This window comes from Arthrobacter sp. JDC6, assembly GCF_056484025.1.
The window spans coordinates 1,134,610-1,160,114 of record NZ_CM151278.1 but is presented as its reverse complement, the minus strand read 5'-3'; the positions used below and the strand labels follow the sequence as shown (position 1 = coordinate 1,160,114).

Here is a 25,505-nt window from a genome sequence, read left to right as displayed (position 1 = left end):
CCGTTTCCAGGCGGCCTCCGACCCTGCCTGGAGACACGAAAAAGCCCCCGGAACCTGGTGGTTCCGGAGGCTTTCCTTGGGTGGCAGATGAGGGATTCGAACCCCCGTAGGCGTTGCCAGCTGATTTACAGTCAGCCCCCTTTGGCCGCTCGGGTAATCTGCCGAACTTCAAAAGAAGTACCCGCTGATGCAGTGTTCGGAGCGTCCGTTTCCGTCCGTTCCGCTTCAGTAACCGCGGGCAAGACAACTTTACAGAACTTCCGCCGAAGAATCGAATCGAGCCCCGGGCAGCCCCAAAAGCCGCGAACCAGCGCCGGAAAACCGCTGTTTTATGCCTCCTGGCCCAGGATGCGTCCGGCCAGCTTGGCCTCGAAGCTCAGGGCCTGCTCCTCGGTGATCTGGTTCAACTGCACGGCCCGCTGAAGGTCCGCCCGTACCCCATCCATGCGGGAGGAGGCGTCGGCCACCGGGCTGAAGATGATGGAGGCTGCCAGCGCTGCCGCCGCCACCGAGGTCGCCGCCGTGGCCACCGCCCCCGCTGCTGCTGATGTGGTCCGGGTGACATAACGGGCGGCCTTGCGGTGCATGGTGTTCCTCTCGAACTTCAGTACAACTGCTCCAACTCTCGCCAGCGCGCCTTCGTTCCCCCGGTGCGTCCGCTGAGAGGGAACTGTGAATCCGCGGCCCCCACCGGTCCGGGCATCCGTACTAGGCTGGATTCCAGTGATCCTGGCCCTGTTCCGCACGGGGCGCCCCATCAACAAAGGAGAGTCATGGCAGGCGAGTCAACGTTCGACGTCGTAAGCAAAGTGGACAAGCAGGAAGTGGCCAACGCGCTCAACCAGGCCCAGAAGGAACTCGCCCAGCGCTACGACTTCAAGGGCGTCGGGGCCGAGGTGGACTTCAGCGGCGAGAAGATCCTCATGAAGGCCAACTCCGAGGAACGCGTCCTGGCGGTCCTGGACGTACTGCAGTCCAAGCTGATCCGCCGCGGAATCTCACTAAAGTCGCTGGATACCGGCGAGCCCTACGCATCCGGCAAGGAGTTCCGCCTGGAAGCCTCCATCAAGGAAGGCATTGCGCAGGACCTGGCCAAGAAGATCAACAAGCTGATCCGGGACGAGGCGCCCAAATCGGTGAAGTCCCAGATCCAGGGCGACGAACTGCGGGTCTCCTCCAAGTCCCGCGATGACCTGCAGGCCACCATGGCGCTGCTGAAGGACTTCGAGGAAGCCGACCTGCAGTTTGTGAACTTCCGCAGCTAGCCCTCCCCGCCGTCGATTTCGACGCGGATAATTTCCTCCGCTACGCCTAACGGCCGGCGCACCCGATATACGGGGGGCGCCGGCCTTTTTGCGTGTCGCGGACGGCTTTGCGTGTCGCGGACGGCTTTGCGTGTCGCGGACGGCTTTGCGTGTCGCGGGCGGCGGAGCCGGTCGCCGATTCCGCTGCGGCCCCGCCATGCGTAACGAACACGAAATTACAGCACGTTTAGTTTGCGTAATTGCCGGCGCCGGGTAATCTCATCCTTAGGCCTGCCTAAGTAAGGCTTACCTGAGCGAAAGAACCTCCATGACTGCCAACTACCTGATCGGCCTGCGCGAAGGACTCGAAGCCACCCTGGTGGTGGTCCTCCTCATGGCCTACCTCGCCAAGACGGACCGCCGCCACCTCATCCCCCGGCTGTGGACAGGCGTTGCGGCGGCCGTGGCTGTCTCCGTCGGGTTCGGGGCCCTCCTGACCTTCGGCCCCAAGGGCCTCACGTTTGAGGCGCAGGAGGCGATTGGCGGCAGCCTGTCCATCCTCGCCGTCGGCCTGGTCACCTGGATGGTCTTCTGGATGGCCCGCACCGCGCGGACACTCGGCAGCGACCTGAAGTCGCGCGTTGACCGGTCCGCAGGCGGGGCCGGTTGGGGCCTGGCCGTGGTGGCAGCCATCGCCGTGGGACGGGAAGGCCTGGAAACGGCCCTCTTCCTGTGGGCGGCGGCCAAGGCCACCGGTGAGACCACCCAGCCACTGCTGGGCGCCCTGCTTGGCCTGGCAACCGCGGCCGGCCTGGGCTACCTGCTGCACCGCGGCGTCCTGAAGGTCAATCTCTCCCGCTTTTTCACCTGGACCGGCGCCGCCCTGATCGTCATCGCCGGCGGCGTGCTGTCCTACGGCGTCCATGATCTTCAGGAGGCCCGGCTCCTTCCGGGCCTGCACTCCCTGGCGTTCGATATCAGCGCCACGGTACCGCTGTCGTCCTGGTACGGCACCCTGCTCAAGGGCACCCTGAACTTCTCCCCGGCTACCACCTGGCTGGAAGCCGCGGCGTGGCTTGTGTACGTACTGCCCGTGCTGTTCCTCTACCTGCGCACGCACTTCACGTCGGTGCCGCCAGGCAGGACCATGGCCGGCAACAACCACGCCGCCAAAGCCCCGGCCGCTGCCTGACCGACTGCTTGACCGCCAAAAGACCTCCGCACCCGCACCCAAAGGACAACCCAATGCCCGGCTTCACCCTGCCCAAAACACCCCGGTACGTCTTCCGAAACAAGCCCGCCGCCCTTGCTGCCGCCGTCGTGGCCGTCCCTCTGCTCCTCACCGGCTGCACGGACAACACCAAGGCAGCGGACACCTCGGGTGGCGCCATCGAGGTTGTCAGCTCAAATACCGAGTGCAAGGTCTCGGCCGGCAGCGTGCCCAGCGGAAACCTCAGCTTCTCCGTGAAGAACGAGGGCACGGAGGTCACCGAGTTCTACCTGCTGGCAGCGGACGGGCTGCGCATCCTGGGCGAGGTGGAGAACATCGGCCCCGGCCTGACCCGCAACCTGGTGGTCACCGCCCCGGCAGGCACCTACACGACAGCCTGCAAGCCGGGCATGGAAGGCGACGGGATCAGGGGCGCCCTGGAAGTCACCCAGTCCGGAAACCAGCCGTCGGCCGACACGGACTTCCAGCACCTCCTGGACACCGCCACCGGGCAGTACGCCTCCTACGTCAAGGACCAGAGCGAGCAGCTGCTCACCGGCACCCAGCAGTTCGCCGCCGCCTTCGCGGCCGGCAACGCGGAGGAGGCGCGCTCCCTGTACGCGGCAACGCGCCAGCACTGGGAACGGATCGAGCCCGTGGCCGAGTCCTTTGGGGACCTGGACCCGCAACTTGATGCCCGTGAAGCCGATCTCGAACCGGGCCAGGAGTGGACCGGCTGGCACCGTGCCGAGAAGGACCTGTTCCCGCCGGCGGACTACACGGCGTTGACGGCAGCGGAACGGTCCTCGATCGCAGACCGGATGGTGGCCGACACCAAGGACCTGGTGGAGCGCACCCGCACCCTGGAGATTTCCGCGGACATGCTGGGCAACGGCGCCAAGGAACTGCTGGACGAGGTTGCCACCGGAAAGGTGACCGGGGAGGAGGAGATCTGGTCGCACACGGATCTTTGGGACTTCCAGGCGAACGTCGACGGCGCCCGCATCGCCTTCGAAAGCCTGAAGCCTGCTTTGCTTCGGAAGGACGCTGCCCTGGCCTCCTCCCTGGATGAGAAATTCGCCGCACTGCAGGCGGAGCTGGCCACGCACGCCCAGGGCACTGGCTTCGCCTCCTACGACAAGCTGGCCCCTGAGCAGGTCCAGCGGCTGGCGTCACTGGTTGACGCGCTCGGCGAACCGCTGTCCCGGCTGACGGCGGCGGTGGTCCTGTGACCGGCTGCCCCTTTGGCGGCCGGCCGCCGGAGGCCTCCGCGCCGGATGAACCTGCCGCTTCACCTGGGGCGGCGCAGGATGGCGGGGACCGGGAACAGCCGACGGCGGGAGCCCGCCTAAGCAGGCGCGGCCTGTTTGGCATCGCCGGACTGGGCGGTGCGGCAGCGGGGCTCGCCGCAGGCTTCCTGGGGCACGACGCCGTGGCCGCCTCTGCCGCGCCGCCGGCCGCCGACAGCCCGGTGGTCCCCTTCCACGGCCACCACCAGGCCGGCATTACCACCCCCGCCCAGGACCGCCTGCACATGGCCGCGTTCGACGTCACCACGACGAAGCGTGAGGAACTGGTCCAGCTGCTCAAGGACTGGACGCGGGCTGCGGAAGCACTGACCGAGGGCCGCCCTGCGGGCGCAACCGGCGCCGTGGACGGACCCTATGGTGCCCCTCCGGAGGACACCGGCGAGGCGCTGGACCTCAACGCGGGAAAGCTGACCCTGACCTTCGGCTTCGGCGCCGGCCTGTTCGAAAAGGACGGCGTGGCCCGCTTCGGACTGGAAGGACGCCGGCCCGAGGCCCTGGCCGACCTGCCGCACTTCCCCGGCGAGGACCTGGACCCCGCCCGCAGCGGCGGCGACCTGGTGGTGCAGGCCTGCGCGGACGACCCCCAGGTGGCGGTGCACGCCATCCGAAACCTGGCACGGATCGGCTTCGGCAAGGTGCGGGTCAGGTGGTCCCAGCTGGGCTTCGGCCGGACATCGTCCACGTCCCGCACGCAGGAGACCCCGCGGAACCTCTTCGGGTTCAAGGACGGCACCAACAACCTGAAGGTGGAGGACCAGCAACTGCTGGACCAGCATGTGTGGGCAGCGGCCGCCCGGCCCCAGGATGCCTGGATGGCAGGCGGCAGCTACCTGGTGGCCCGCCGGATCCGCATGCACATCGAGATCTGGGACCGCACGTCCCTGGGCGAACAGGAAGGCCTGATCGGCCGGACCAAGGGAACGGGTGCACCCCTGTCCGGCGGCGGGGAGTTCACCGAGCCCGATTTCGCGCGGCAGGGCAAGGGCGGAAAACCCCTGATCCCCCTCGATTCCCACATGCGGATGGCACATCCCAGCCAGAACAGCGGCGTGCGGATGCTGCGCCGGGGCTACAACTACACCGACGGTTCCGACGGCCTGGGGCACCTGGACGCCGGGCTGTTCTTCATTGCGTTCGTCACCGATCCACGGACCCACTATGTCCCCATGCAGATGGCGATGGCCAAGGGCGACACCCTGGCGGTGGAGTACCTGAAGCACACGGGCTCCGGACTTTTCGCGGTGCCGGGCGGGGTGAAGCCCGGCGGCTTCATCGGCGAAGGCCTCTTCGCGTAGCGGGACCGCCCATGCCGGCCCCGCCCCGCCGTCGTTCCCGACGCGCCAAAGGCTAACCGCTGCGCAGGTTCCTTGGCGCACCCGAAATACCAGGGGCGCCAAGGAATCTGCGCAGCGAAAATGAAGGTGCGCGTCGCCGGCGAAGGCGCGGGTCGCTGCTGAAGGCAGGGCATCGGCATACAGGTCCGACGGCGGGCAACCGGCTACGTCTGCCGGCCGGCCATCCGCTCCAGCCGGGCGATCCGGTCCCGCATGGGCGGGTGGGTGGCGAACAGCTTGTTCATGGCGCCGCCGCGGAAGGGGTTGGCGATCATGAGGTGGGAGGCGTTGACCAGCCGCTGGTCCTGCGGCAGGGGCGCGATGGTGACGCCGCGTTCGATCTTGGCCAGTGCCGAGGCGAGCGCCAGCGGATCGCCCGTGAGCTGCGAACCGTCCTCGTCGGCGTCGTACTCCCTGGTGCGGGAGATGGCCATCTGGATCAGCGACGCCGCGAACGGCGCCAGCAGTGCCATGGCGATCATGGCCAGGGGGTTGGCGTTGCGCCGGTCACCGCCGCCAAAGAACAGCAGCATCTGCCCCACGGACGTGATGACGCCCGCGACGGCGGCAGCCACGGATGAGGTGAGGATGTCCCGGTTGTAGACGTGCATCAGTTCGTGTCCCAGGACGCCGCGGAGTTCACGGGCGTCCAGGAGCTGGAGGATGCCCTCGGTGCAGCAGACCGCGGCATTTTGCGGATTGCGTCCGGTGGCGAACGCGTTGGGGTTCATGGTGGGCGACACATAGATGCGCGGCATGGGCTGGTTGGCGCGCATCGAAAGCTCGCGGACAATCTGGTAGAGCTGCGGCGCCTGGGCTTCGGAGACCGGGATGGCCTGCATGGCCCGGATGGCAATCTTGTCGCTGTTCCAGTACCCGTAGAAGGTGGTGCCGACGCCGATCAGGGCCATGATCCAGATGGGGGCCGAGCTGCGTGTCCCCACGCCGATGAGCCCGCCAAGGCCCAGCAGCACCGCCCACAGCACCCCGAACAGTGCCGCGGTCTTCAGTCCGTTGTGATGGTTATGCACGTTTCCTCCTCGTTAAAAGGAACGGCCGGCTAGGGAACCGGGTTCCGCGCATCGTACGTCCGGAAGCCCGGCTGCAGTTTCGCCGCCAGCAAGGCCCCCGCAATACACAGCGCACCGCCGAGCAGCAGGACCCAGCCCTCATTCAAAATCTTAGTCGCGCCACCCGCCAGCAGGTCCCCGATTCGAGGGCCGCCGGCCACCACCACGATGAACACGCCCTGCAGCCGGCCGCGGAGGTGGTCAGGGGCCGCGGCCTGCAGGATGGTGTTGCGGTAGACGCTGCTGATGGAGTCGGCAATGCCTGCAAGGACACAGCAGACGGCGGCGGGCAGGAGCCACAGGGTCACCGCCCCGGCCGGCGCGGGACCGGCCAGCAGCACCACCAGGCCGAACGCCCCGATGGACGCGCCCCAGCCCATCACCGAAACGACGACGGCGGTCCCCTGGCGGCGCACGCTGCCCAGCGGACCGGAGAACAAGCCGGCCAGGAAGGCCCCGACGGCGGTGCAGGCCAGCAGGATGCCCACGGTTGCCTCGCCGCCGCCGATCATGAGGGCCGCGACTGCGGGCAGCAGCGCCCGCGGCTGGGCAAGGACCATGGCGATGAGGTCGATGATGAAGGTCATGCGGAGGTTGGGCCGCGTGCCAAGGAACCGGAACCCCTCGATGACGGAGCGGATCCCCGCCTTGCTGTGTCCACCGGTGGGCGGCATGGGTGGCAGCCGGTAGACAGCCCATAGGACGAAGGCAAAGCTCACGAAGTCGATGGTGTAGGTCCAGCCGAACCCGAGCCACGCCACCAGGAGGCCGGCCAGCAGCGGCCCCGCGGTCATGGCAAGGCCCAGGGTCAGCATGCTCAGCGCGTTGGCGGCCGGCAGGAGTTCCTTGCGGATGAGCGTGGGGATGATGGCGCTGCGTGCCGGCTGGTTGATGGCCTGGGCCCCGCTTTGCAGTGCCACCAGCAGGTACAGCACCCACACGTTGCCGAGCTGCACCCAGGCCTGCAGTGCGATCAGGCCGGTGGTCAGCCAGAGCACGGTGGTGGCCAGCAGGGCAATCCGCCTGCGGTCGTGGGCGTCGGCGATGGAGCCGCCCATCAGGCCACCGATCACGAGGGGAACCAGCGCGAAGATGCCCAGCAGGCCCACGTAGAAGCTGTCCTGCGTCAGGCGGTACACCTCGAGGCTCACTGCCACCAGGGTGAGCTGGCTGCCGACGGCGGACACCGCCGATCCGAGCCACAACCGGCGGAATGCCGGGCTTTCCCTGAGCGGTGTGACATCGGCAAGCAGTTTCCCCACCCCCGTAACACTAGCGGGCGACACGGGAAGGTAAGCCCCGCCTTATTGTGAGTTGCTAAAAATAAGTGTTTCAATGGAGCCATGATGGAGCACTTTGACGGCCAGGAAGCGTGGGCTGCAGCCCTGCGCGCCCACGGCCGCAGGGTGACCAAGCAGCGGCTGGCCGTCCTTGCCGCCGTCGAACGCCACCCCCACTCGCCTGCCGAAAGCATCCTTGCCGCCGCCCGGGCCGAGCTGCCCGAACTGACGGCCCAGTCCGTCTATGTAGTCCTCGGCGACCTGACGGACCTGCACATGCTGCGCCGCTTCGAGCCGCCGCACTCCCCTGCCCTGTATGAGACGCGCGTGGGCGACAACCACCACCACGCCATCTGCATCAGCTGCGGCCGGGTGGAGGACGTGGACTGCGCCGTCGGCCACGCCCCCTGCCTCACGCCGCACTGGAACCCGGACGCCAAGCCCATGACCATCCAGATCGCGGACGTCATGTACCAGGGCATCTGCCAGGAATGCCAGCAGGCCCAGCAACTTCCTCCCCACAGTCCCTCGCAAGAAAAAGAGAAATAGGAGAACAATGACTGCCGTTTCCACAACCCAGTCAGGCGCGCCGGTTACATCCGACGCTCACTCGAAGTCAGTTGGTGCCGATGGTGCCATCATCCTGACCGACCACTACCTCGTTGAAAAGCTCGCGCAGTTCAACCGCGAGCGGGTTCCGGAGCGCGTAGTGCACGCCAAGGGCGGCGGCGCATTCGGCACGTTCAAGACCACCGAAGACATCTCCAAGTACACCAAGGCCGCGTTCCTGCAGCCCGGCGTCGAGACCGAGATGCTGATCCGCTTCTCCTCCGTCGCGGGCGAGAACGGCTCCCCGGACACCTGGCGCGACCCCCGCGGTTTCGCCGTGAAGTTCTACACCACCGAGGGCAACTACGACCTCGTGGGCAACAACACCCCCGTCTTCTTCATCCGCGACGGCATCAAATTCCCGGACTTCATCCACTCCCAGAAGCGCCTGCCGGGCACGCACCTCCGCGACGCCGACATGCAGTGGGACTTCTGGACCCTGTCCCCCGAGTCCGCCCACCAGGTCACCTGGCTCATGGGTGACCGCGGCCTGCCGGCCTCCTGGCGCGAAATGCAGGGCTACGGCTCGCACACCTACCAGTGGATTAACGAAGCCGGTGAGCGCTTCTGGGTCAAGTACCACTTCAAGTCCAACCAGGGCGTGAACTCCATGAGCTCCGAGCAGGCCGAACAGCTGGCCGGCTCTGACGCGGACTTCTACATCCGCGACCTGTCCGAGAACATCGCCGCGGGCAACTTCCCGTCCTGGGACCTGCACGTGCAGGTCATGCCGTACGAGGATGCCAAGACCTACCGCTTCAACCCGTTCGACCTGACCAAGGTGTGGCCGCACGGCGACTACCCGCTGATCAAGGTGGGCACCATGGAGCTGAACCGGAACCCGGAGAACTACTTCGCGCAGATCGAGCAGGCCACCTTCGCGCCGTCGAACTTCGTGCCGGGCATCGCCGCCTCGCCGGACAAGATGCTGCAGGCCCGCATCTTCTCCTACGCGGACGCACACCGCTACCGCGTGGGCACCAACCACGCGCAGATCCCGGTGAACCAGCCCAAGAACCAGGTCAACAACTACAGCCAGGACGGTGCCGGACGTTACCTGTTCAACGCCCCCTCCGTTCCGGTCTACGCACCGAACTCCGTGGGCGGCCCGGCTGCCGTTGAGCCGCAGAACCCGGCCGGCGGCTGGGAGAACGACGGCGAGCTGACCCTGGCTGCGCACTCCCTCCACGCCGAGGACGGCGACTTCGTCCAGGCCGGCACGCTGTACCGCGAGGTCTACGACGAGGCCGCCAAGGCCCGCTTCCTGGAGACCATCACCGGTGCCGTGGGCGGCGTCCAGAGCCCGGGCATCAAGGAACGCGCCATCCAGTACTGGACCAACGTTGATGCCGAACTCGGCGCCAAGCTGCGCGCCAACCTCGGCGCAGGGGATGCCCCCTCCGCTCCGGCCTCGGATGCAGAGTCCGCCAACAAGATCGGCTGACCAGGCTTCCTGCCGGCTGAACCGAAAGAACACCCCGTCACGGGCCTCCGTGGCGGGGTGTTCTGCTGTCGAGGCCGCTTTTGCACATACGGCGGCGTAGACCTGGCTGGTTGCGGGCGGCAGCCCTAGGCTCCGTAGATGAACACTTTCGCAGGCATCCCCATCGAAGCTTTCCGCTTCTACGCACAGCTGGAGGACAACAACAACCGCGACTGGTGGCTGGCACACAAGGCAACGTACGAGGAATCAGTCAAGGCACCACTCACCCTCCTGCTCTCCGAGCTGGAACCCGAGTTCGGACCGGCCAAGCTTTTCCGCCCCAACCGCGACGTCCGCTTCTCACTGGACAAGTCGCCCTACAAAACTGCCCAGGGAGCATTCGCTGCGCGCCAGGAAGGCGTGGGTTTCTATCTCCAAATCAATGCTGACGGGCTGTTGATCGGTGGGGGCTACCACTCCCACACTCCCGCCCAGCTGGCACGGTTCCGCGCGGCCGCCGACGCTTCCGCCAGCGGCGCCGCCCTGCAGGACATTGTTGATGCCGTGGCCGGCGCCGGTTTTGCCATCGAGGGCGAGACGCTGAAAACCGTCCCGCGGGGATTCGACAAAGACCATCCCCGCGCCGAACTGCTCAAGCACAAATCGCTCTCCGCCGGAGTCGAGGTGGGCCGGCCGGAGTGGGTCTCCACACCCGCCGCGAAGGAGCGGATCGCGGAACGGTGGCGGCAGCTCCGGCCGCTCGTGGAATGGGTGGGCCGGTACGCCGCACCCTGAAACGTGGCTGCCTTAACTGCGGCTGCCCGCCAGGCACAGGCCGGGCGGGCAGTTCAGGAGGCGTGGGTGGCAGGCCGTCAGGTGCGGCTCAGCTCATCCTCGTCCCGTTCAGCGGCGGGGGCTGCAGCGGCGCCGGCCGCGCCGTTGACGCTGGTGTTGGCCTCGGCGAAGCGCTCGTTGAGCCGGGAGTGCCGCTGTCCGTACGCGAAGTAGATCGCCAGGCCAATGACCAGCCAGAAGGCAAAGAAGATCCAGGTCTCCACGGCGAGGTTGGTCATCAGGTACAGGCACAGCACCGCGGAGACAACCGGCAGTACCTTGCCGAACGGGACGCGGAAGGCGGGCTTCAGGTCCGGGCGCTTCCTGCGGAGCACCAGGATGCCCAGGCTGACCACCACGAACGCGGACAGAGTGCCGATGTTGATCATTTCCTCGAGCAGGTCCACGTTGGTCAGGCCTGCCACCAGGGCAACCGCGGCGCCGCAGATGATCTGGAGGCGCGCCGGGGTGGAACGCTTGTCGCTGGTCTTGGACAGCGACCGGGGCAGCAGTCCGTCGCGGCTCATGGCCAGCACCACGCGGGACAGGCCCATGAGGAGCACCATGATCACGGTGGTCAGGCCCACCAGGGAACCGAAGGCGATGACCTTGGCGGCGGACGTGTCGCCCACGGCCTCGAAGGCAGTGGTGAGGGTGGGGCTCTTGGCCTCGGCCAGCTGGGTGTAGGACACCATGCCGGTCAGGGCCAGGGACACGAGGATGTAGAGCAGCGTCACCAGGGCCAGGCCGCCAAAGATGCCGCGGGGCAGCGTCTTCTGCGGGTTCTTGACTTCCTCGGCGGAGGTGGCCACCACGTCGAATCCGATGAAGGCGAAGAACACCAGTGCGGCCCCGGCGAAGATGCCCATGGTGCCGTACTGGGCGGGCGCGGCACCGGTCAGGAAGCCGAAGAAGGACTGCTTCAGGACGTCCGCGGCGCCGGTGCCTGCCGTGGGCTGGGCGGCGGGAACGAACGGGCTGTAGTTCTCCAGCTTCACGTAGGTGAAGCCCACCACGATCACGAACAGCACCACGCCGATCTTGATCAGGGTGAAGATGTTTCCCACGCGGGCGGACAGCTTGGTGCCCAGCACCAGCAGCACGGTGAAGATGGCCACGATCAGGAAGGCGCCCCAGTAGAGGTCCACGCCGCCCAGCGAGAGGGCCGGCGGGATGTCGAGGCCCGTGAGGGCAAACACCTTGCTGAGGTAGATGCCCCAGTACTTGGCGATGACGGCGGCGGCCGTGAACAGCTCGAGGATCAGGTTCCAGCCGATGATCCAGGCAAGGAGTTCGCCCATGGTGGCGTAGGTGAAGACGTAGGCCGATCCGGCCACGGGGATGGCGGTGGCGAACTCGGCGTAGCACATGATGGCCAGCGCGCACGTGACGGCGGCGATGGCGAAGGAGACGGTGACGGCGGGGCCCGCGAAGTTGGCAGCGGCCTTGGCGCCCACCGAGAAGATACCGGCGCCCACAGCAACGGCGACGCCCATGATCATGAGGTCCCAGGTGCTGAGGGAACGCTTGAGTTTGCGCCCTGGCTCATCGGCGTCGGCAATCGACTGCTCGATGGATTTTGTCCGCAGAAGATTCATAAGGGGGGTCACAATCCTGGTTTGTGATGGAAACAGACCTATCAACGATAGTGTCCATCCACTGGACGGCCCCAATCGTCCCGAATAGTGAGACGGCCTCTGCGCCGAATATTCTTCCGCCAACGCACTCGGGGCCCTCCTAATGGAGAGCCCTGAGGCGTAAAGCGTCGAACTTGCTAGGTAGGCCAGTCCATCAGCGTTGACCGGATCAGGAAGCGTTTGCCCTCCGGCGCTTCCACCGAAAAGCCGCTCCCCCGGCCCGGTACAACGTCCACGGTCAGGTGGGTGTGGCTCCAGTAATTGAACTGTTCCCGGGACATCCAGAACTCCAGCGGAAGTGGCTGCAGGCCGTCGGACAGGTCGAACAGCCCCAGGAGGACGTCCGAGTCCCCCGTGATGAAGTCCCCTGCCGGGTAACACATGGGTGAGGACCCGTCGCAGCAGCCTCCGGACTGGTGGAACATGAGCGGTCCGTGCCGGTCCCAGAGCATCCGCAGCAGGTCCACGGCCGCCGGCGTGAGCGCCACCCGGGAAAAGTCTTCCCCGGGCAGCGTCACGGCGGCGTCCATCCCGTGGTCCGGCATCAGAACCTCAGCACCACGCGGCCGTCGATCTTGGCGTGCTTCATCTCATCGAAGACGGCGTTGACCTCGGAGAGCTCCCGGACGGACACTGTGGGGCGGATCTTTCCCCTGGCGTAGAAATCCAGCGCTTCCTCAAGGTCCTGCCGGGTTCCGACGATGGAACCGCGGACCGTCAGCCCCTTGAGCACGATGTCGAAGATCGGCGCCGGAAAGTCCCCCGGAGGCAGTCCATTGAACACGATGGTGCCGCCCCTGCGGGCCATGCCAATGGCCTGTCCGAATGCTGACGGATGCACCGCCGTAACCAGCACCCCATGGCACCCTCCTGTTTCACGCTGGATCACCTCTACCGGATCTTCATGCAGCGCGTTGACGGTCACTTCCGCTCCGTGGGTCCTGGCCAGGGCCAACTTGTCGTCCGCGACGTCCACGGCGGCCACCCGCAGGCCCATGGCGACGGCGTACTGGACGGCGATGTGCCCCAGCCCTCCGATGCCGGAGATGGTGACCCACTGCCCCGGCCGGGTCTCGGTCATCTTCAGGCCCTTGTAGACGGTGACGCCGGCACAGAGTACCGGCGCCACCTCGACGGGGTCGGATCCCGCCGGTATGCGCGCCGCGAAGCGTGAGTCCACGAGCATGTACTCCCCGAAGGACCCGTCCACCGTGTAGCCGCCGTTCTGCTGGGCCTCGCAGAGGGTCTCCCAGCCGGTGCGGCAGTACTGGCAGTCACCGCAGGCGGACCACAGCCAGGCGTTGCCCACCACGTCTCCGATGCGGAGGTCGGTGACGCCTTCACCCAGTGCCACCACCTCCCCCACGCCCTCGTGGCCGGGAACGAACGGCGGGGCGGGTTTGACCGGCCAGTCCCCTTCTGCTGCGTGGAGGTCGGTGTGGCATACGCCGGTGGTCAAGACTTTGACCAGTGCCTGGCCGGGCCCGGGTACCGGCATGGCGACGTCCTGGACGGACAGGTCGGCACCGAATTTGGTTACTACTGCTGCTTGCATTGTCGTCGTCATTGGCGAAATCCTTGCGTCGTTGTAGCGGGGGGTAGTGCTGGCCTAGAAGAAGCCCAGCTTGTTTTCGTCGTAGCTGACCAGCAGGTTCTTGGTCTGCTGGTAGTGGTCCAGCATCATGGCGTGGTTTTCACGGCCGATGCCCGAGGACTTGTAGCCACCGAAGGCGGCACCCGCCGGGTAGGCGTGGTAGTTGTTGACCCAGACACGGCCGGCCTGGATTTCCCGGCCGGCGCGGTAGGCCACGTTGCCGTTGCGGGACCAGACACCGGCGCCCAGCCCGTAGAGGGTGTCGTTGGCGATGCCCATGGCGTCGTTGTAGTCGCTGAACTTGGTCACCGCCACCACGGGCCCGAAGATCTCCTCCTGGAAGATCCGCATCCGGTTGTGGCCCTCAAACACGGTGGGCTGGACGTAGAAGCCACCCGCCAAATCGCCCGGGAGTTCGGCGCGGGCGCCGCCGGTGAGGATCCTGGCGCCTTCCTGCTTTCCGATGTCAATGTAGGACAGGATCTTCTCCAACTGGTCGTTGGAGGCCTGTGCACCAACCTGCGTATCGGTGTCCAGCGGGTTGCCCTGGACCATCTTTTCCACCCGCGCCACGGCGTCCGCCATGAAGGAGTCGTAGATGTCCTCCTGGACCAACGCCCGGGACGGGCAGGTGCAGACTTCGCCCTGGTTGAAGGCGAACAGCGCGAAACCTTCCTGGGCCTTGTCGTAGAACGCGTCGTTCTCCTGGGCAACGTCGTTGAAGAAGATGTTGGGGCTCTTGCCGCCCAGTTCCAGGGTGACGGGGATGAGGTTCTGGCTGGCGTACTGGCTGATCAGCCGGCCGGTGGTGGTCTCGCCGGTGAACGCGATCTTCCGGATCCGGGAGCTGGAGGCCAGCGGCTTGCCGGCCTCCACGCCGAAGCCGTTGACCACGTTCAGCACGCCGGCGGGCAGCAGGTCCCCGATGAGTTCCACCAGCACCAGGATGGAGCTTGGCGTCTGTTCGGCGGGCTTGAGGACCACCGTGTTTCCGGCGGCGAGCGCGGGTGCCAGCTTCCAGACGGCCATAAGGATGGGGAAGTTCCAGGGAATGATCTGGCCCACCACGCCGAGCGGTTCGTGGAAGTGGTATGCGGTGGTGTTCTCGTCCAGCTGGGAGAGGCTGCCTTCCTGGGCACGGACGGCTGAGGCGAAGTAGCGGAAGTGGTCCGCCGCCAGCGGCAGGTCCGCGTTCAGGGTTTCCCGGACCGGCTTGCCGTTGTCCCAGGTTTCGGCGACGGCGAGCATTTCCAGGTTTTCGTCGATGCGGTCGGCGATCCTGTTCAGGATGGCGGCACGTTCCGCTGCTGAGGTCTTGCCCCAGGACGGTGCCGCCTTGTGCGCCGCGTCCAGCGCCAGTTCGATATCCTCGGCCGTGCCGCGGGCCACCTGGCAGAACGCCTTGCCCGTCACCGGAGTGATGTTGTCGAAGTATTGCCCCTTCACGGGGGCCACCCATTCGCCGCCGATCCAGTTTTCGTAACGGTCCTTGAAGGTGACCTTCGAACCGTCGGTTCCCGGCTGTGCGTAAACGGTCATGTGCTTAGCTCCTTTGCTGTGCAGAAGGCGGGCCCCAGGGGCCGTTCGCCGTTGGAGACAGCGTAGGAGTTGGCAGGTTGCAGCCAGGTTGCAGGCCTGTGGCCGGTGTCACAGGGGGGCGTTGTCAGGCGCGCAGTTCGGCTTCCAGCCGTTCCAGGTCGGCCACGACAGCGGCCCGCTTGGGTGAGCGCGGCGGCAGGAGGCGGAGCGCGGCGCGGCGGATTCCGACGTCGTCACTTGCCTCGGGAAGCGCGGCGTACTTGAGCAGGGACTCGGCACTTCCATCCGTGAGAACGGCCTCCCGGAGCAGGGACGAGACCCTGTTCCTCAGCTCGATGATGCCGGGCGCCTCGGAGCGCGGGAGCACGCCGCCGCGGTAAATCTCCAGGGCAATCCGGTGTGCACCGCGCTGCAGGCAACTAAGCACCTGGCCGGTATCCGGCACCAGGTCGACAGGCAGCCGGTAGGGGCGCGAGCCGGGAACAGCATCCGGGGAAAGCTGTTGGATGACCTTGCGCAGGCGGACCATCTCGGCGCGCAGCGTCATGGTAGGGCCGTCCCCGGGATACAGCAGGGAGCTGAGTTCCTCCGCGGTGAGCCCGTCCGGGTGGGTGCTGAGCAGGGCCAGGATCTCGCTGTGCCGGGCGGACAGCGAAACCGTCCTGCCGCCCAGGCTGAGCAGCGCCTGGTCGCGGCCCAGCAGCTGCAGGCTGTTCCGGTAGAGGCTGCCTTCCTTGGCACCCTGGCCCTGCCTGCCGGCGGACGCCGGGGACCGCCGTCGTACGGGCTTCCTGGCCAGCTCCGCCGCGCGCTGCAGGCGCTCCACCCGCAGCTGCGCCTGCGCGGCCGCCACGGTGGCTTCCACCAGCGACAGCGTATGCGGCGCCACCGCGGTGGCTGTCCCGGTGATGTCCACGACGCCCAGCACGGCGCCTGAATCGGGGTCGTGGAAGGGGACGGCGGTGCAGCTCCAGGGATGGACGGCCCGCTGGTAGTGCTCGGCGCCGGCGATCTGGATCCCCTTGCCCAGGGCCAGGGCCGTTCCCGGGGCACTGGTGCCAACACTGGCCTCGGACCAGTCGGCACCGGGGACGAACATCATGCCTTCGGCGCGGCGCTGGAGCGTGGGGTCGCCGTCCACCCACAGGAGCCTGCCCACCTCATCGCCTACGGCCACCAGGAGGCCGCTGTCATGGCTGGGCTGGACCAGGAGTTTGTTGATGACCGGCATGATCGCTGCAAGGGGGTGCTGCCGGCGGTAGTCCTCCAGCTCGTCCCAGTCGAAGGCAAGCGGCGCGGCCGCATTGTCAGGATTGGCTTTAAAGCCGGCGGACCGTAGCCACGATTCCCTGATGAGTTTGCGCAGGCCGGGGATTTCGGGCGTGGCATCGCCCAGGCCCGGCATCTCTGGAATGGCACCGTCCAGGCGCTCGTGACCTGCCAGCGCGGCGCGCTGGCGCGGTTCAGGCTGGAGCAGGTTCGTCATCGAACTCCCGGAAAGTGCAGGCTTCTGGCGCGGCTAGTCTAGCCGTACCAGTTCCTCCAGCGCATCCACCCCTGCCACTGCTCCACCCGCGGCAGCGTAGCCCTCCGCAACCCGCCGCGCCCCCGGCGCCTTGGTCCGGGCCTGGTGGACGGCGGCGCGGAGCCTTTCCGGGGTGAGGTGCTTCCGGCTCAGCCGCACCCCGGCGTCGGCGGCCACCACCCTCGCCGCCACCTCGTGCTGGTCCCTGCCGAACGGAACCACCACCACGGGCACCCCTTTGGCGAGCGCCTTCTGCGTCGCCCCCATGCCGCCGTGCGTGATGGCGACGGCGGCGCGGTCAAGGACGGGGCCGTGCGGCACGAAGTGTTCCAGCCGGGCATTGGCCGGGACGGACGCAAAGGCTTCGGCGCCGGATGCCCGGTGCGCCCCGGCGGACCCGGTGTCCGCTGCCGGCAGGGTGGCCACCACGGTGAAGGGTTCAGCGGCCAGGCCGGCCAGCGCCGCCCGTACCAGGGCTTCGTCGGCCTGGTATTCGGAGGATGTGGTCACCAGGACCACGGGGTCCTGGCCATCCCCGAGCCAGGAGGGAGGCTCCGCGGGCGGTTCCCAGCCGAGCGCGCCGATCATCCGCACGTCCGGCCCCCAGTCCGGATGGGGATACTCGAACGGCTGCGACGTGGCCACAAGCATCAGCGGCGCGGTGCGGAACATCTCGTCCGCACCGCTGACGGGTGGCAGTTGGCCGGCGGACAGCTCCGCCCGCAGCGCGTTGATGTGCGGCAGCATCAGCTTTTCCACGGCGCCGGTCACCAGGCGGCGGGCCAGTGCATCACGGGCCCTCCCCAGCGGGCCGGACATGGGGGCAAGCCCGGGTCCGAACGGCGGCGTTCCCCTCGACTGGAGCGGCGGGGTGTAGGGGCTGAAGGTGGCCCACGGCAGCCCCGAGGATTCGGCCTGGATGCGGGCTCCCCAGGCGTTGATGTCGATGAGCAGCAGGTCCGGGCGAACGTCATCAATGGCCTGCTGCAGGTCCGGGGCGTCGAACCGGGCGCGGGCCGTGAAGGTCTCCACGCTGGAAGCCAGGGCCGCCTTCGCGTTGTTGGCGCGGTAGTCAGTGGCCTCGACCGCAAGTATCCGGTCATCCACCGGTCCGGCATGGAACCCCGCCTCCATGAGCAGCGGGACCTGCCGGCGCAGGGTACGGACGTGGACATCATGGCCGCGGGCCGTCAGCTCCTGGAGCAGCGGGACCATGGGGAAAAGGTGGCCGATGGCGGGAGAGGTGTAGGCAAGGACGGTGGACATCAGGGCCTCCGGATGAAGGGTTCCAGCATTTCGAGCAGGCAGTGGGCCACGTGGTCGCGGCTGAGCCCGGCATCGAGGCGCAGCAGCTTCCAGGTGTAAACGTCGCAGACGGCGACGAACTGGGCAAGGCGGCGCTTCCGCTCTACCCCGTCCGGCAGGAAGTCATCTGCCAGGAAGGGCGCGAAGACGCGTTCGCACCACTGCCGGTGGAGCTGCCGGCCGCCTTCGGTGATCTCTGCGAGGAAAGGGGACGTTTCCTCCTCGGCCAGCATCTTCAGGGCCAGGGCGCCGGTGGTTTCGTAGTGTTCCAGGAGATTGTCGACGGCGGCGGGTACGTCGCCGGGAGGAGCGGCACCGCGCTGGCCGGCAACCTGCGCTGACGCGAATTCCGCCGTGGCGTGGATCAGGCCCGGGCGGTCGCCGAAGCGGCGGATGACGGTCTGGACGGTCACCCCGGCCCGTTCAGCAACGGCGTTCAGCGTCACGCCGGCGAGCGGCCCCTCCATGAAGAGGTCCAGCGTTGCCTGCAGGATCCGGCGCCCGGTTGCGGCGGCAGAGGCCGCACGCTTCCGGGAGTCGTAGGCACGGGTTCCCGCCATATTCATGTTAATCAGACTAACTTGAATACGGCTCTGCGGCCAGAGGTCACAGGGCCAGGTTTACAACCAGGGCCCGCCCGACCCATCAGATGGCCCCTTCACGGCCAGCGCCTCCAGCTGCCCGTCCGCGCTTCCAACAAGCAGTGAGAGGCGGCTGCGAACGTGGCAGGCCTGCGCTTTGGGGGTTTTCGCCTCTCCCAGAGGGCGCAGCCACAGTGCAATGTTCACGTAGTACTGCAGTCCATACTGCGATTTCTGCAATTCGGCCACAGTGATCACGTCATCGGTGTCGCGGTACCAGGATCCGCTGTGCTTCGAGAATCCCGCACCTTCATGAAGCCGTCAAAAGTGGTTTGAATGACGTTCCTGCTGATGGCCCTCCCTAAGTAACCACCTGCTGGCGGAGTGCGGCCGGAGTCAGCCGCGGGAGATGCGGATCATGTCCTCGCGCGGCACCACTTTGATCCGTTCGCGCACCACGTGGTCCAGGCCTTCGGGTCCGGTCCAAGCGGCCCCGAGTCCAGCCTCATGGGCGTCGAGCTTGTTCCACCCTTCCCAGGTGGTGTATTCGATACCGCGTTCCTCGAGCAAGTCGATGATGGCCTGGGGATCCGGGTTTTGTGCAGCGGGGAGGTTCGGCCGGTCCTCCAGCAGGAAGCCGATGGTCTCCAGCGCATCGCCCTTGGTGTGGCCGATGAGCCCGACGGGTCCGCGCTTGATCCAGCCCGTGGTGTAGATGCCCGGGACGGGGTTCCCGTCGGCATCCAGGACGCGTCCGCCCTCATTGGGGATGACGCCGCGCTTGGCGTCGTACTCCAGTTCGTCCAGGGCGGAGCCGTGATAGCCGATGGCCCGGTAGACAGCCTGGACGTTGTATTCGACGTACTCCCCGGTGCCCTTGGCGTTGCCGGTCCCGTCCAGCTGCATGCGCTCAAACTTGATGCCGCCCACCCTGCCCGTGCCGTCGTCGAGCACTTCCACGGGGCTGTGCAGGAAGTGCAGGTGCAGCCTGCGGGAGGAGGGGCTCTCCGACTCCGCGTGCTCCTCAACCAGCCAATTGGTGAGCGTGTTCACCATGGTCTTGACCTGGTTGTTGCTGCGGATGGCCTCATCCGAGGCCTCGTCGAATTCAAAGTCCTCCGGATACAGGACGATGTCCACGTCGTCCATATGGCTGAGCTCGCGCAGTTCCAGCGGGGTGAATTTAACCTGGGCCGGTCCGCGGCGGCCGAAAACGTGGACGTCCGTGACGGGCGAGGACTTCAGGCCCTGGTAGACGTTGTCCGGAATCTCGGTACTCAGCAGCTCCTCGGGGTGCTTGACCAGCATGCGGGCCACATCCAGGGCCACGTTGCCGTTGCCGATGACGGCGATTTCCCTGGCCTCGAGCGGCCATTCCCGGGGAACATCGGGGTGCCCGTCGTACCAGGACACGAAGTCGGCGCCGCCGAAGGAACCCTGGAGGTTGATGCCGGGAATGTCCAGGTCCGCGTCCTTCACGGCGCCCGTGGAAAAGATCACGGCATCATAGAAGGCCCGGAAATCGTGCAGGGTAAGGTCCCGGCCGTAGGTCACGTTGCCCAGGAACCGGATGTCCCCGCGGTCCAGGACCTTGTGCAGGGCGTTCACGATGCCCTTGATGCGGGGGTGGTCCGGGGCCACACCGTAACGGATCAGTCCGTAGGGCGCGGGGTAGGCCTCGAAGAGGTCGATGCTGACCTGGAAGTCGCCGTCCTTCACCCCGCTGGACTTGGTGAGGATGTCCGCAGCATAGACTCCTGCCGGTCCTGCGCCGACGATGGCGACGCGGAGGGGACGGTTGGCGGTTTCGCTCTTGTTGGACACCGGGAGCCCTTCTGAACTGGTCCTGCTCACGTTTCATGAGACTGCGCCGCGTCATGCAGCGCACAGTCCCCCATTCTAGTTGGCGGCCAGGGCCACCACCTTGCCTTCGCGGTACAGGAGTGCCCGGAGTTCGGCCTCCGCCGAGTCCAGGCGCTTTGGATCGATGGTTTCGCCGTCATGGAAGTGGTCCAGGACGCGGGGGTCCACGTAGCTCTTCCGGGCGATGGAGGGTGTGTTGCCCAGCGTCTCCGCGGCCTCGTGCATGGCCCGGCTGATGGCCCGTTTCCGTTTGGCCGCCGTGCGCTGGGGGCCGGTCCGGGCAAGGCTTGCCGCCGCGGCCACCGTCCCGCGAAGGGTGCGGAAATCCTTGGCGGTGAAGTCCGATCCGGTCCGCTCCTTCACGTAGGCGTTGATGTCCGCGCTGGTGACCGGACGCCAGGTCCTGCCCTCCTTGTAGGCCAGGAGCCGGGCGTTGGGCCCGCGGCGCTTGAGGAGGCGCAGCACGACGGCGAGGTCCGGGTCGCGGATCTCCGATTCCCAGTCCTTGCCGCTCTTGCCCGGGAAGCGCAGCAGGATGCGGTCCTTGCGGACCTGGACGTGGGCGCACAGCAGGGTGGCCAGGCCCCGGCTGCCGTTTTCATTGGTGTAGCGTTCGGACCCCACGCGCAGGGATCCGCTGTCCAGCATCCGGAACGCGGCCGCCAGGACCCGCTCGCGCGTGAAGCCATCGCTGCGCAGGTCCATGGTGACCATGCGGCGTGCCGCGGGCAGCGATTCGGCCAACTGGAGGGACCGGTCGAACTTCACCCGATCCTTACGCTCACGCCACTCCGGGTGGTAGATGTACTGGCGACGGCCCACCGCGTCCACCCCGGTGGCCTGGATGTGGCCGTTCTCAAACGGGGCAATCCAGACGTCCGTCCACGCGGGCGGGATGCCGATGCTCTCCAGCCGGTCACGGACGGGACCGGGCGGCAGGGTGGAGCCGTCCAGGTCCCGGTAACTGAAGCCTTTGCCTGCCGGTACCCTGCGGTAGCCGCGGCCCGAGGCGTTGCTGCGCCGGAGCCTCATGGGGCCGGCTGCGGGGTACGGGCACATGTCATGAAAGAAAGCCTACTGACTATTTTCCGGTTTTCCCGCCTGCGTCCCGGAATACCTGCCCGCGGGCTGCTGTTATGGAAAGCGTGCCCATGCCAGAAGGAACCCCCGTAGCCACCTCCCCCACGTCACGCTCCACGGCAGGTGATGCGGTGCCCGCGGGTCCCAAGGCAGTCGCCGGGGATTCGACGGCGGGAATGCTGTTCGGCATCGGCGCGTACGTTTTGTGGGGGCTGCTCCCGCTGTACTTCTTCATCCTGATGCCGGCCGGCGCCGTCGAGATCGTGGCCAACCGCGTGGTGTGGTCGCTCCTGTTCTGCGCCCTCCTGATTACGGTCACCCGGGCGTGGGGGGTGCTGACTGCGGCGCTGAAGGACCGCCGCGTGTTTGGTTCCCTGGCGCTGGCTGCTTTCCTGATCGCCATCAACTGGCTGACCTATACCTACGGCGTGACCACCGGGCAGGCGGTGGAAACGTCACTGGGCTACTTCATCAACCCGCTGGTCTCGGTGCTCCTCGGCGTGCTGGTCCTGAAGGAGAAGCTGCGTCCGCTCCAGTGGGCCGCGGTGGGCGTGGGCTTCGTGGCCGTGGGCGTCCTCACCTACTCCTACGGGAAGTTGCCGTGGATTGCGCTGACGCTGGCGTTCAGCTTCGGCCTGTATGGCTTCGTCAAGAACCGGGTGGGGTCGAGGGTGGACGCCATCACCAGCCTCAGCGTGGAGACCATGGTGCTGGCACCGCTGGCCGCCGTGGCCATGGTGGTCCTGGCCGCGAACGGCAGCTCCACGCTGACTTCCCAGGGGCCCGGGCACTTCTGGCTGCTGCTGGCGTCCGGCGTGATCACCGCCGTTCCGCTGCTCTTCTTCGGCGCCTCCGCGCGGCGGCTGCCCATGACCACCATCGGGCTGCTGCAGTACTTTGCCCCCGTGCTGCAGTTCCTGGTGGCGCTGCTGGTGTTCCGGGAGGCCATGACCGTGGAGCGCTGGATGGGGTTCGGGGTGGTGTGGCTGGCACTGCTCCTGCTGACCCTGGACATGCTGCGGACGGCGCGCAGGAACTCGGTGGCCCGCCGGGCAGCGCTCCGCCAGGCCGCCTAGATAGCGTCCGATGACAAAGAAGGTGGGCTCCCAACCGGGAGCCCACCTTCTTTGCGTTGCCGGAGGGAGTCGTTCCGGTTAGGCGTTGGCCTTGATGGCGGCGGCGAGGACATCCAGGCCGTCGTTCAGCAGTTCGTCGGTGATGACCAGCGGCGGCAGCAGGCGGATGACGTTGCCGTAGGTGCCGCAGGTGAGGATGATGACGCCTTCCTTGAGGCAGGCGGCGGCAACAGCCTTGGTCAGTTCCGGGTTCGGCTCCTTGGACCCTGCCTGGACAAGTTCGACGGCGAGCATGGCGCCGCGGCCGCGGACGTCGCCGATCACGGCGGTGCCGGAGCCGGCCAGTTCAGTCTGCAGGCCGCGGAGCCGGCCCAGCGCGAGTTCCTCGATGTGGCGGGCACGGCCGTTCAGGTCGTACTCCTCCATGGAGCCGATGGAGGCCAGCGCCGCGGCGCAGGCCACCGGGTTGCCGCCGTAGGTGCCGCCCAGGCCGCCGGGGTGGACGGCGTCCAGCAGGTCGGCGCGGCCGGTGATGGCGGACAGCGGCATGCCGCCGGCGATGCCCTTGGCCATGGTGATGATGTCCGGGACGACGCCCTCGTGGTTCACTGCGAACCATTCGCCCGTGCGGCAGAAGCCGGACTGGACCTCGTCCGCGATGAAGACGATGCCCTTTTCCTTGGCCCAGGCGGCCAGCGCGGGCAGGAACCCCTCGGCGGGAACGATGAAGCCGCCCTCGCCCTGGATGGGCTCGATGATGATCGCGGCCACCTGGTCGCCGCCGATCTGCTTCTCGATCATAGTGATGGCACGCTTGGCGGCCTCGGCACCGGTGATGGAGGGGTTTTCCTCGCGGTACGGGTAGCTCATGGGCATGCGGTAGACCTCGGGAGCGAACGGTCCGAAGTTGGTCTTGTACGGCATGGCCTTGGCGGTCAGCGCCATGGTCAGGTTGGTGCGGCCGTGGTAGGCGTGGTCAAAGGCGACGACGGCGTCCCGGCCGGTTGCCAGGCGGGCCACCTTGACGGCGTTTTCCACTGCTTCCGCGCCGGAGTTGAAGAGGACGGTGCGCTTTTCGTGGTCGCCCGGGGTGAGGCGGTTCAGCTGCTCGGCGACCGCCACGTAGCCTTCGTACGGGGTGACCATGAAGCAGGTGTGGGTGAAGTGCTCCACCGCTTCCTTGACGGCGCCGACGACGGCGGGATCGGACGCTCCCACGCTGGTCACGGCGATGCCCGAGCCGAGGTCGATGAAGGAGTTGCCGTCGACGTCGTGGATGATGCCGCCGTCGGCGTCTGCAACGTAGACCGGGACGCTGGAGGCGACGCCGGCAGCCACCACGGACTTGCGGCGTTCGGTCAGTGCCACGGACTTGGGGCCCGGGAAGTCGGCCTGGACGTTGCGCTTCTGCTCCAGGCGGTAGGTGATGTCTGATGCGGTGGTGGTCATGGGAAGGCCTTTCTTTGAAGCCTGGCGGTGGGTGGTTTTACGCGTCGAGGGCGGACATCACGTGCTTGATGCGCGTGTAGTCCTCCACGCCGTACATGGAGAGGTCCTTGCCGTAGCCGGACTGCTTGAAGCCGCCGTGCGGCATTTCGGCGGTGAGCAGGATGTGGGTGTTGATCCAGACGGCGCCGAAGTCCAGGTCGCGGCTCAGCCGCATGGCGGTGCCGTGGTTGGTGGTCCAGACACTGGAGGCCAGGGCGTAGTCCACGTCATTGGCCATGGCCACTGCCTCTTCTTCGGTGCTGAACTTCTGCACCGTGATGACCGGGCCGAAGGTTTCCTTCTGCACCACGTCGTCGGTCTGCTTTGCTCCGGTGATGATGGTGGGTTCGAAGAAGTAGCCCTTCTCCCCCGCGCGGTGGCCGCCGGTTTCGATCCGGCAGTTGGCCGGCAGGTTCTCCACCACCGACGTGACGGCGTTGAAGTGGTTCACGTTGTTCAGGGGGCCGAAGTAGTTGTCTTCGTCGTTCTGCGAGCCGGTGTGCAGGGTCCTGGTGTGCTCCACCATGGCGGCCACGACGTCGTCGTGCACGGACTCCTCCACCAGCACGCGGGTGATGGCGGTGCAGTCCTGGCCGGCGTTGAAGAAGGCGAACTCGGCGATGGCCGCGGCGCTCTTCTTGATGTCGGCGTCCTTGAACACGATGGCCGGCGCCTTGCCGCCGAGCTCAAGGTGTGCACGCTTCAGGCCCTTTGCGGCACCGGAGGCAACGGCGATGCCGGCGCGCACGGAACCGGTGATGGACACCAGGCCGGGGACCTTATGCTCCACCATCATGGCGCCTGTTTCGCCGGTGCCGAGCACCACGTTCAGCACGCCGGCCGGGAAGATGCCGCCGGCCAGGCGTGCCAGGACCAGGGTTGATTCGGGGGTGGTGTCCGACGGTTTCAGGACCACGGTGTTGCCGGCCGCGAGCGCGGGGCCGATCTTCCAGATCGCCATCAGGAACGGGTAGTTCCAGGGCGCCACCTGGGCCACCACGCCGATGGGTTCGCGGCGGACGTAGGAGGTGTGGCCCTCGAAGTACTCGCCCGCGGACTTGCCTTCCATGATGCGGGCGGCGCCGGCGAAGAAGCGGAGCTGGTCGGCGCCGGCAGCCACTTCCTCGGAGGCGATCAGGGAGCGGACCTGGCCGGTGTTGCGGTGCTGGGCTTCGACGAGCTCGTCGCTGTTGGCCTCGATGGCGTCGGCGAGCTTGAGCAGCAGCAGCTGGCGCTGGCCCGGGGTGACATGCTTCCAGGTCCTGAAGGCGTCCTTGGCAGCCGCCATGGCGGCATCGACGTCCGCCTGCACGGAAACGGGGGCCTGCGCCACCACGTCGCCGTTGGTGGGGTTGACCACGTCCAGCAGGGTGGTGCCGGCGGGGGTGACGAACTTCCCGTTGATGAAGTTCTGCAAGGTTTGGACCACGGTGTGCAACCTCTTTCGTAAGGGCCATCGGCGGCCGGGCGGAGACCACGACGGATGGATGGAACTGCCTTGAG

Annotated in this window: 23 protein-coding genes and 1 tRNA gene; 8 read left to right on the top strand and 16 right to left on the bottom strand. The window is 67.1% G+C overall.

Annotated elements, in window-relative coordinates; translation table 11 throughout:
* Positions 1–81: 81 nt before the first annotated feature.
* Both ACV095_RS05390 and ACV095_RS05385 read right to left on the bottom strand, forming a co-directional pair.
* Positions 82–163, bottom strand: a tRNA-Tyr gene (locus ACV095_RS05390).
* A gap of 166 nt (positions 164–329) precedes the next feature.
* On the bottom strand, positions 330–587 hold the full coding sequence (locus ACV095_RS05385) for a hypothetical protein (protein ID WP_018769044.1): 258 nt from the start codon (positions 585–587) through the stop codon (positions 330–332).
* A gap of 186 nt (positions 588–773) precedes the next feature.
* Between ACV095_RS05385 and ACV095_RS05380 the strand changes: the two genes are divergently transcribed.
* The 4 genes from ACV095_RS05380 (at position 774) to efeB (ending at position 5,059) form a co-directional block, all read left to right on the top strand.
* Positions 774–1,265 carry a YajQ family cyclic di-GMP-binding protein gene (locus ACV095_RS05380; protein WP_018769043.1) on the top strand — a complete coding sequence of 164 codons (492 nt, stop codon included), beginning with the start codon at positions 774–776 and terminating at the stop codon, positions 1,263–1,265.
* A gap of 307 nt (positions 1,266–1,572) precedes the next feature.
* Positions 1,573–2,436 carry an iron uptake transporter permease EfeU gene (efeU, locus tag ACV095_RS05375; protein ID WP_018769042.1) on the top strand — a complete coding sequence of 288 codons (864 nt, stop codon included), beginning with the start codon at positions 1,573–1,575 and terminating at the stop codon, positions 2,434–2,436.
* A 53-nt stretch (positions 2,437–2,489) separates the two neighbouring features.
* The gene (gene efeO / locus ACV095_RS05370; RefSeq protein ID WP_018769041.1) at positions 2,490–3,686 is read left to right on the top strand and encodes an iron uptake system protein EfeO; all 1,197 of its coding nucleotides are present in this window, start codon (positions 2,490–2,492) and stop codon (positions 3,684–3,686) included.
* Entirely contained in the window at positions 3,683–5,059 is a 1,377-nt protein-coding gene (gene efeB / locus ACV095_RS05365) for an iron uptake transporter deferrochelatase/peroxidase subunit (RefSeq protein WP_478223074.1), read from the top strand. The genes efeO and efeB overlap by 4 nt, the downstream gene beginning before the upstream one ends.
* A gap of 203 nt (positions 5,060–5,262) precedes the next feature.
* Here the strand turns inward: efeB and htpX are convergent, their stop codons facing one another.
* Together htpX and ACV095_RS05355 are read right to left on the bottom strand one after the other, a co-directional pair.
* On the bottom strand, positions 5,263–6,129 hold the full coding sequence (htpX, locus tag ACV095_RS05360; RefSeq protein WP_018769039.1) for a zinc metalloprotease HtpX: 867 nt from the start codon (positions 6,127–6,129) through the stop codon (positions 5,263–5,265).
* A 29-nt stretch (positions 6,130–6,158) separates the two neighbouring features.
* Positions 6,159–7,430 carry an MFS transporter gene (locus ACV095_RS05355; RefSeq protein ID WP_026265730.1) on the bottom strand — a complete coding sequence of 424 codons (1,272 nt, stop codon included), beginning with the start codon at positions 7,428–7,430 and terminating at the stop codon, positions 6,159–6,161.
* Positions 7,431–7,511: 81 nt separating this feature from the next.
* Between ACV095_RS05355 and ACV095_RS05350 the strand changes: the two genes are divergently transcribed.
* The 3 genes from ACV095_RS05350 to ACV095_RS05340 all read left to right on the top strand — a co-directional run bounded on the left by ACV095_RS05350 (position 7,512) and on the right by ACV095_RS05340 (position 10,275).
* Positions 7,512–7,997 (top strand): Fur family transcriptional regulator, encoded by a 486-nt coding sequence (locus tag ACV095_RS05350; RefSeq protein ID WP_018769037.1) that lies wholly within the window; start codon positions 7,512–7,514, stop codon positions 7,995–7,997.
* Positions 7,998–8,004: 7 nt separating this feature from the next.
* Positions 8,005–9,501 (top strand): catalase, encoded by a 1,497-nt coding sequence (locus ACV095_RS05345; protein WP_478223073.1) that lies wholly within the window; start codon positions 8,005–8,007, stop codon positions 9,499–9,501.
* A 138-nt stretch (positions 9,502–9,639) separates the two neighbouring features.
* A complete protein-coding gene (locus ACV095_RS05340; protein WP_478223072.1) occupies positions 9,640–10,275 on the top strand; it encodes a DUF2461 domain-containing protein in 636 nt (211 codons plus the stop codon).
* Positions 10,276–10,352: 77 nt separating this feature from the next.
* Here ACV095_RS05340 and ACV095_RS05335 read toward each other — a convergent pair whose 3' ends face one another.
* From ACV095_RS05335 to ACV095_RS05290, 10 genes are all read right to left on the bottom strand, one after another.
* The gene (locus tag ACV095_RS05335) at positions 10,353–11,912 is read right to left on the bottom strand and encodes an amino acid permease (protein ID WP_134163931.1); all 1,560 of its coding nucleotides are present in this window, start codon (positions 11,910–11,912) and stop codon (positions 10,353–10,355) included.
* Positions 11,913–12,088: 176 nt separating this feature from the next.
* A complete protein-coding gene (locus tag ACV095_RS05330) occupies positions 12,089–12,496 on the bottom strand; it encodes a DUF779 domain-containing protein (protein ID WP_478223071.1) in 408 nt (135 codons plus the stop codon).
* Positions 12,496–13,518 (bottom strand): alcohol dehydrogenase AdhP, encoded by a 1,023-nt coding sequence (gene adhP / locus ACV095_RS05325; protein WP_026265728.1) that lies wholly within the window; start codon positions 13,516–13,518, stop codon positions 12,496–12,498. The genes ACV095_RS05330 and adhP overlap by 1 nt, the downstream gene beginning before the upstream one ends.
* Positions 13,519–13,560: 42 nt before the next feature.
* Positions 13,561–15,084: an acetaldehyde dehydrogenase ExaC gene (gene exaC, locus ACV095_RS05320; RefSeq protein ID WP_018769031.1), complete on the bottom strand. Its 1,524-nt coding sequence runs from the start codon at positions 15,082–15,084 to the stop codon at positions 13,561–13,563.
* Between the two features lie 124 nt (positions 15,085–15,208).
* The gene (locus ACV095_RS05315) at positions 15,209–16,570 is read right to left on the bottom strand and encodes a helix-turn-helix domain-containing protein (RefSeq protein ID WP_056393038.1); all 1,362 of its coding nucleotides are present in this window, start codon (positions 16,568–16,570) and stop codon (positions 15,209–15,211) included.
* Positions 16,571–16,603: 33 nt separating this feature from the next.
* Entirely contained in the window at positions 16,604–17,875 is a 1,272-nt protein-coding gene (locus tag ACV095_RS05310) for a glycosyltransferase (protein WP_478223070.1), read from the bottom strand.
* The gene (locus tag ACV095_RS05305; RefSeq protein WP_478223069.1) at positions 17,875–18,480 is read right to left on the bottom strand and encodes a TetR/AcrR family transcriptional regulator; all 606 of its coding nucleotides are present in this window, start codon (positions 18,478–18,480) and stop codon (positions 17,875–17,877) included. Before ACV095_RS05305 ends, ACV095_RS05310 begins: the two co-directional genes overlap by 1 nt.
* A 54-nt stretch (positions 18,481–18,534) precedes the next feature.
* On the bottom strand, positions 18,535–18,744 hold the full coding sequence (locus ACV095_RS05300) for a DUF4304 domain-containing protein (protein WP_478223420.1): 210 nt from the start codon (positions 18,742–18,744) through the stop codon (positions 18,535–18,537).
* Positions 18,745–18,891: 147 nt separating this feature from the next.
* Entirely contained in the window at positions 18,892–20,319 is a 1,428-nt protein-coding gene (locus tag ACV095_RS05295; RefSeq protein WP_018769026.1) for an FAD-dependent oxidoreductase, read from the bottom strand.
* 75 nt (positions 20,320–20,394) lie between these two features.
* Complete coding sequence (locus ACV095_RS05290) at positions 20,395–21,390, bottom strand: DNA topoisomerase IB (protein ID WP_134164166.1); 996 nt, start codon at positions 21,388–21,390, stop codon at positions 20,395–20,397.
* A 119-nt stretch (positions 21,391–21,509) separates the two neighbouring features.
* On the opposite strand from ACV095_RS05290, the gene rarD reads away from it, so the two are divergent.
* Entirely contained in the window at positions 21,510–22,514 is a 1,005-nt protein-coding gene (gene rarD, locus ACV095_RS05285) for an EamA family transporter RarD (RefSeq protein ID WP_478223068.1), read from the top strand.
* Positions 22,515–22,592: 78 nt separating this feature from the next.
* Here rarD and gabT read toward each other — a convergent pair whose 3' ends face one another.
* Both gabT and ACV095_RS05275 read right to left on the bottom strand, forming a co-directional pair.
* Complete coding sequence (gene gabT, locus ACV095_RS05280) at positions 22,593–23,963, bottom strand: 4-aminobutyrate--2-oxoglutarate transaminase (protein ID WP_018769023.1); 1,371 nt, start codon at positions 23,961–23,963, stop codon at positions 22,593–22,595.
* Between the two features lie 37 nt (positions 23,964–24,000).
* Positions 24,001–25,431, bottom strand: a complete 1,431-nt coding sequence (locus ACV095_RS05275; RefSeq protein WP_134163938.1) for an aminobutyraldehyde dehydrogenase — start codon at positions 25,429–25,431, stop codon at positions 24,001–24,003.
* Positions 25,432–25,505 lie beyond the last annotated feature (74 nt).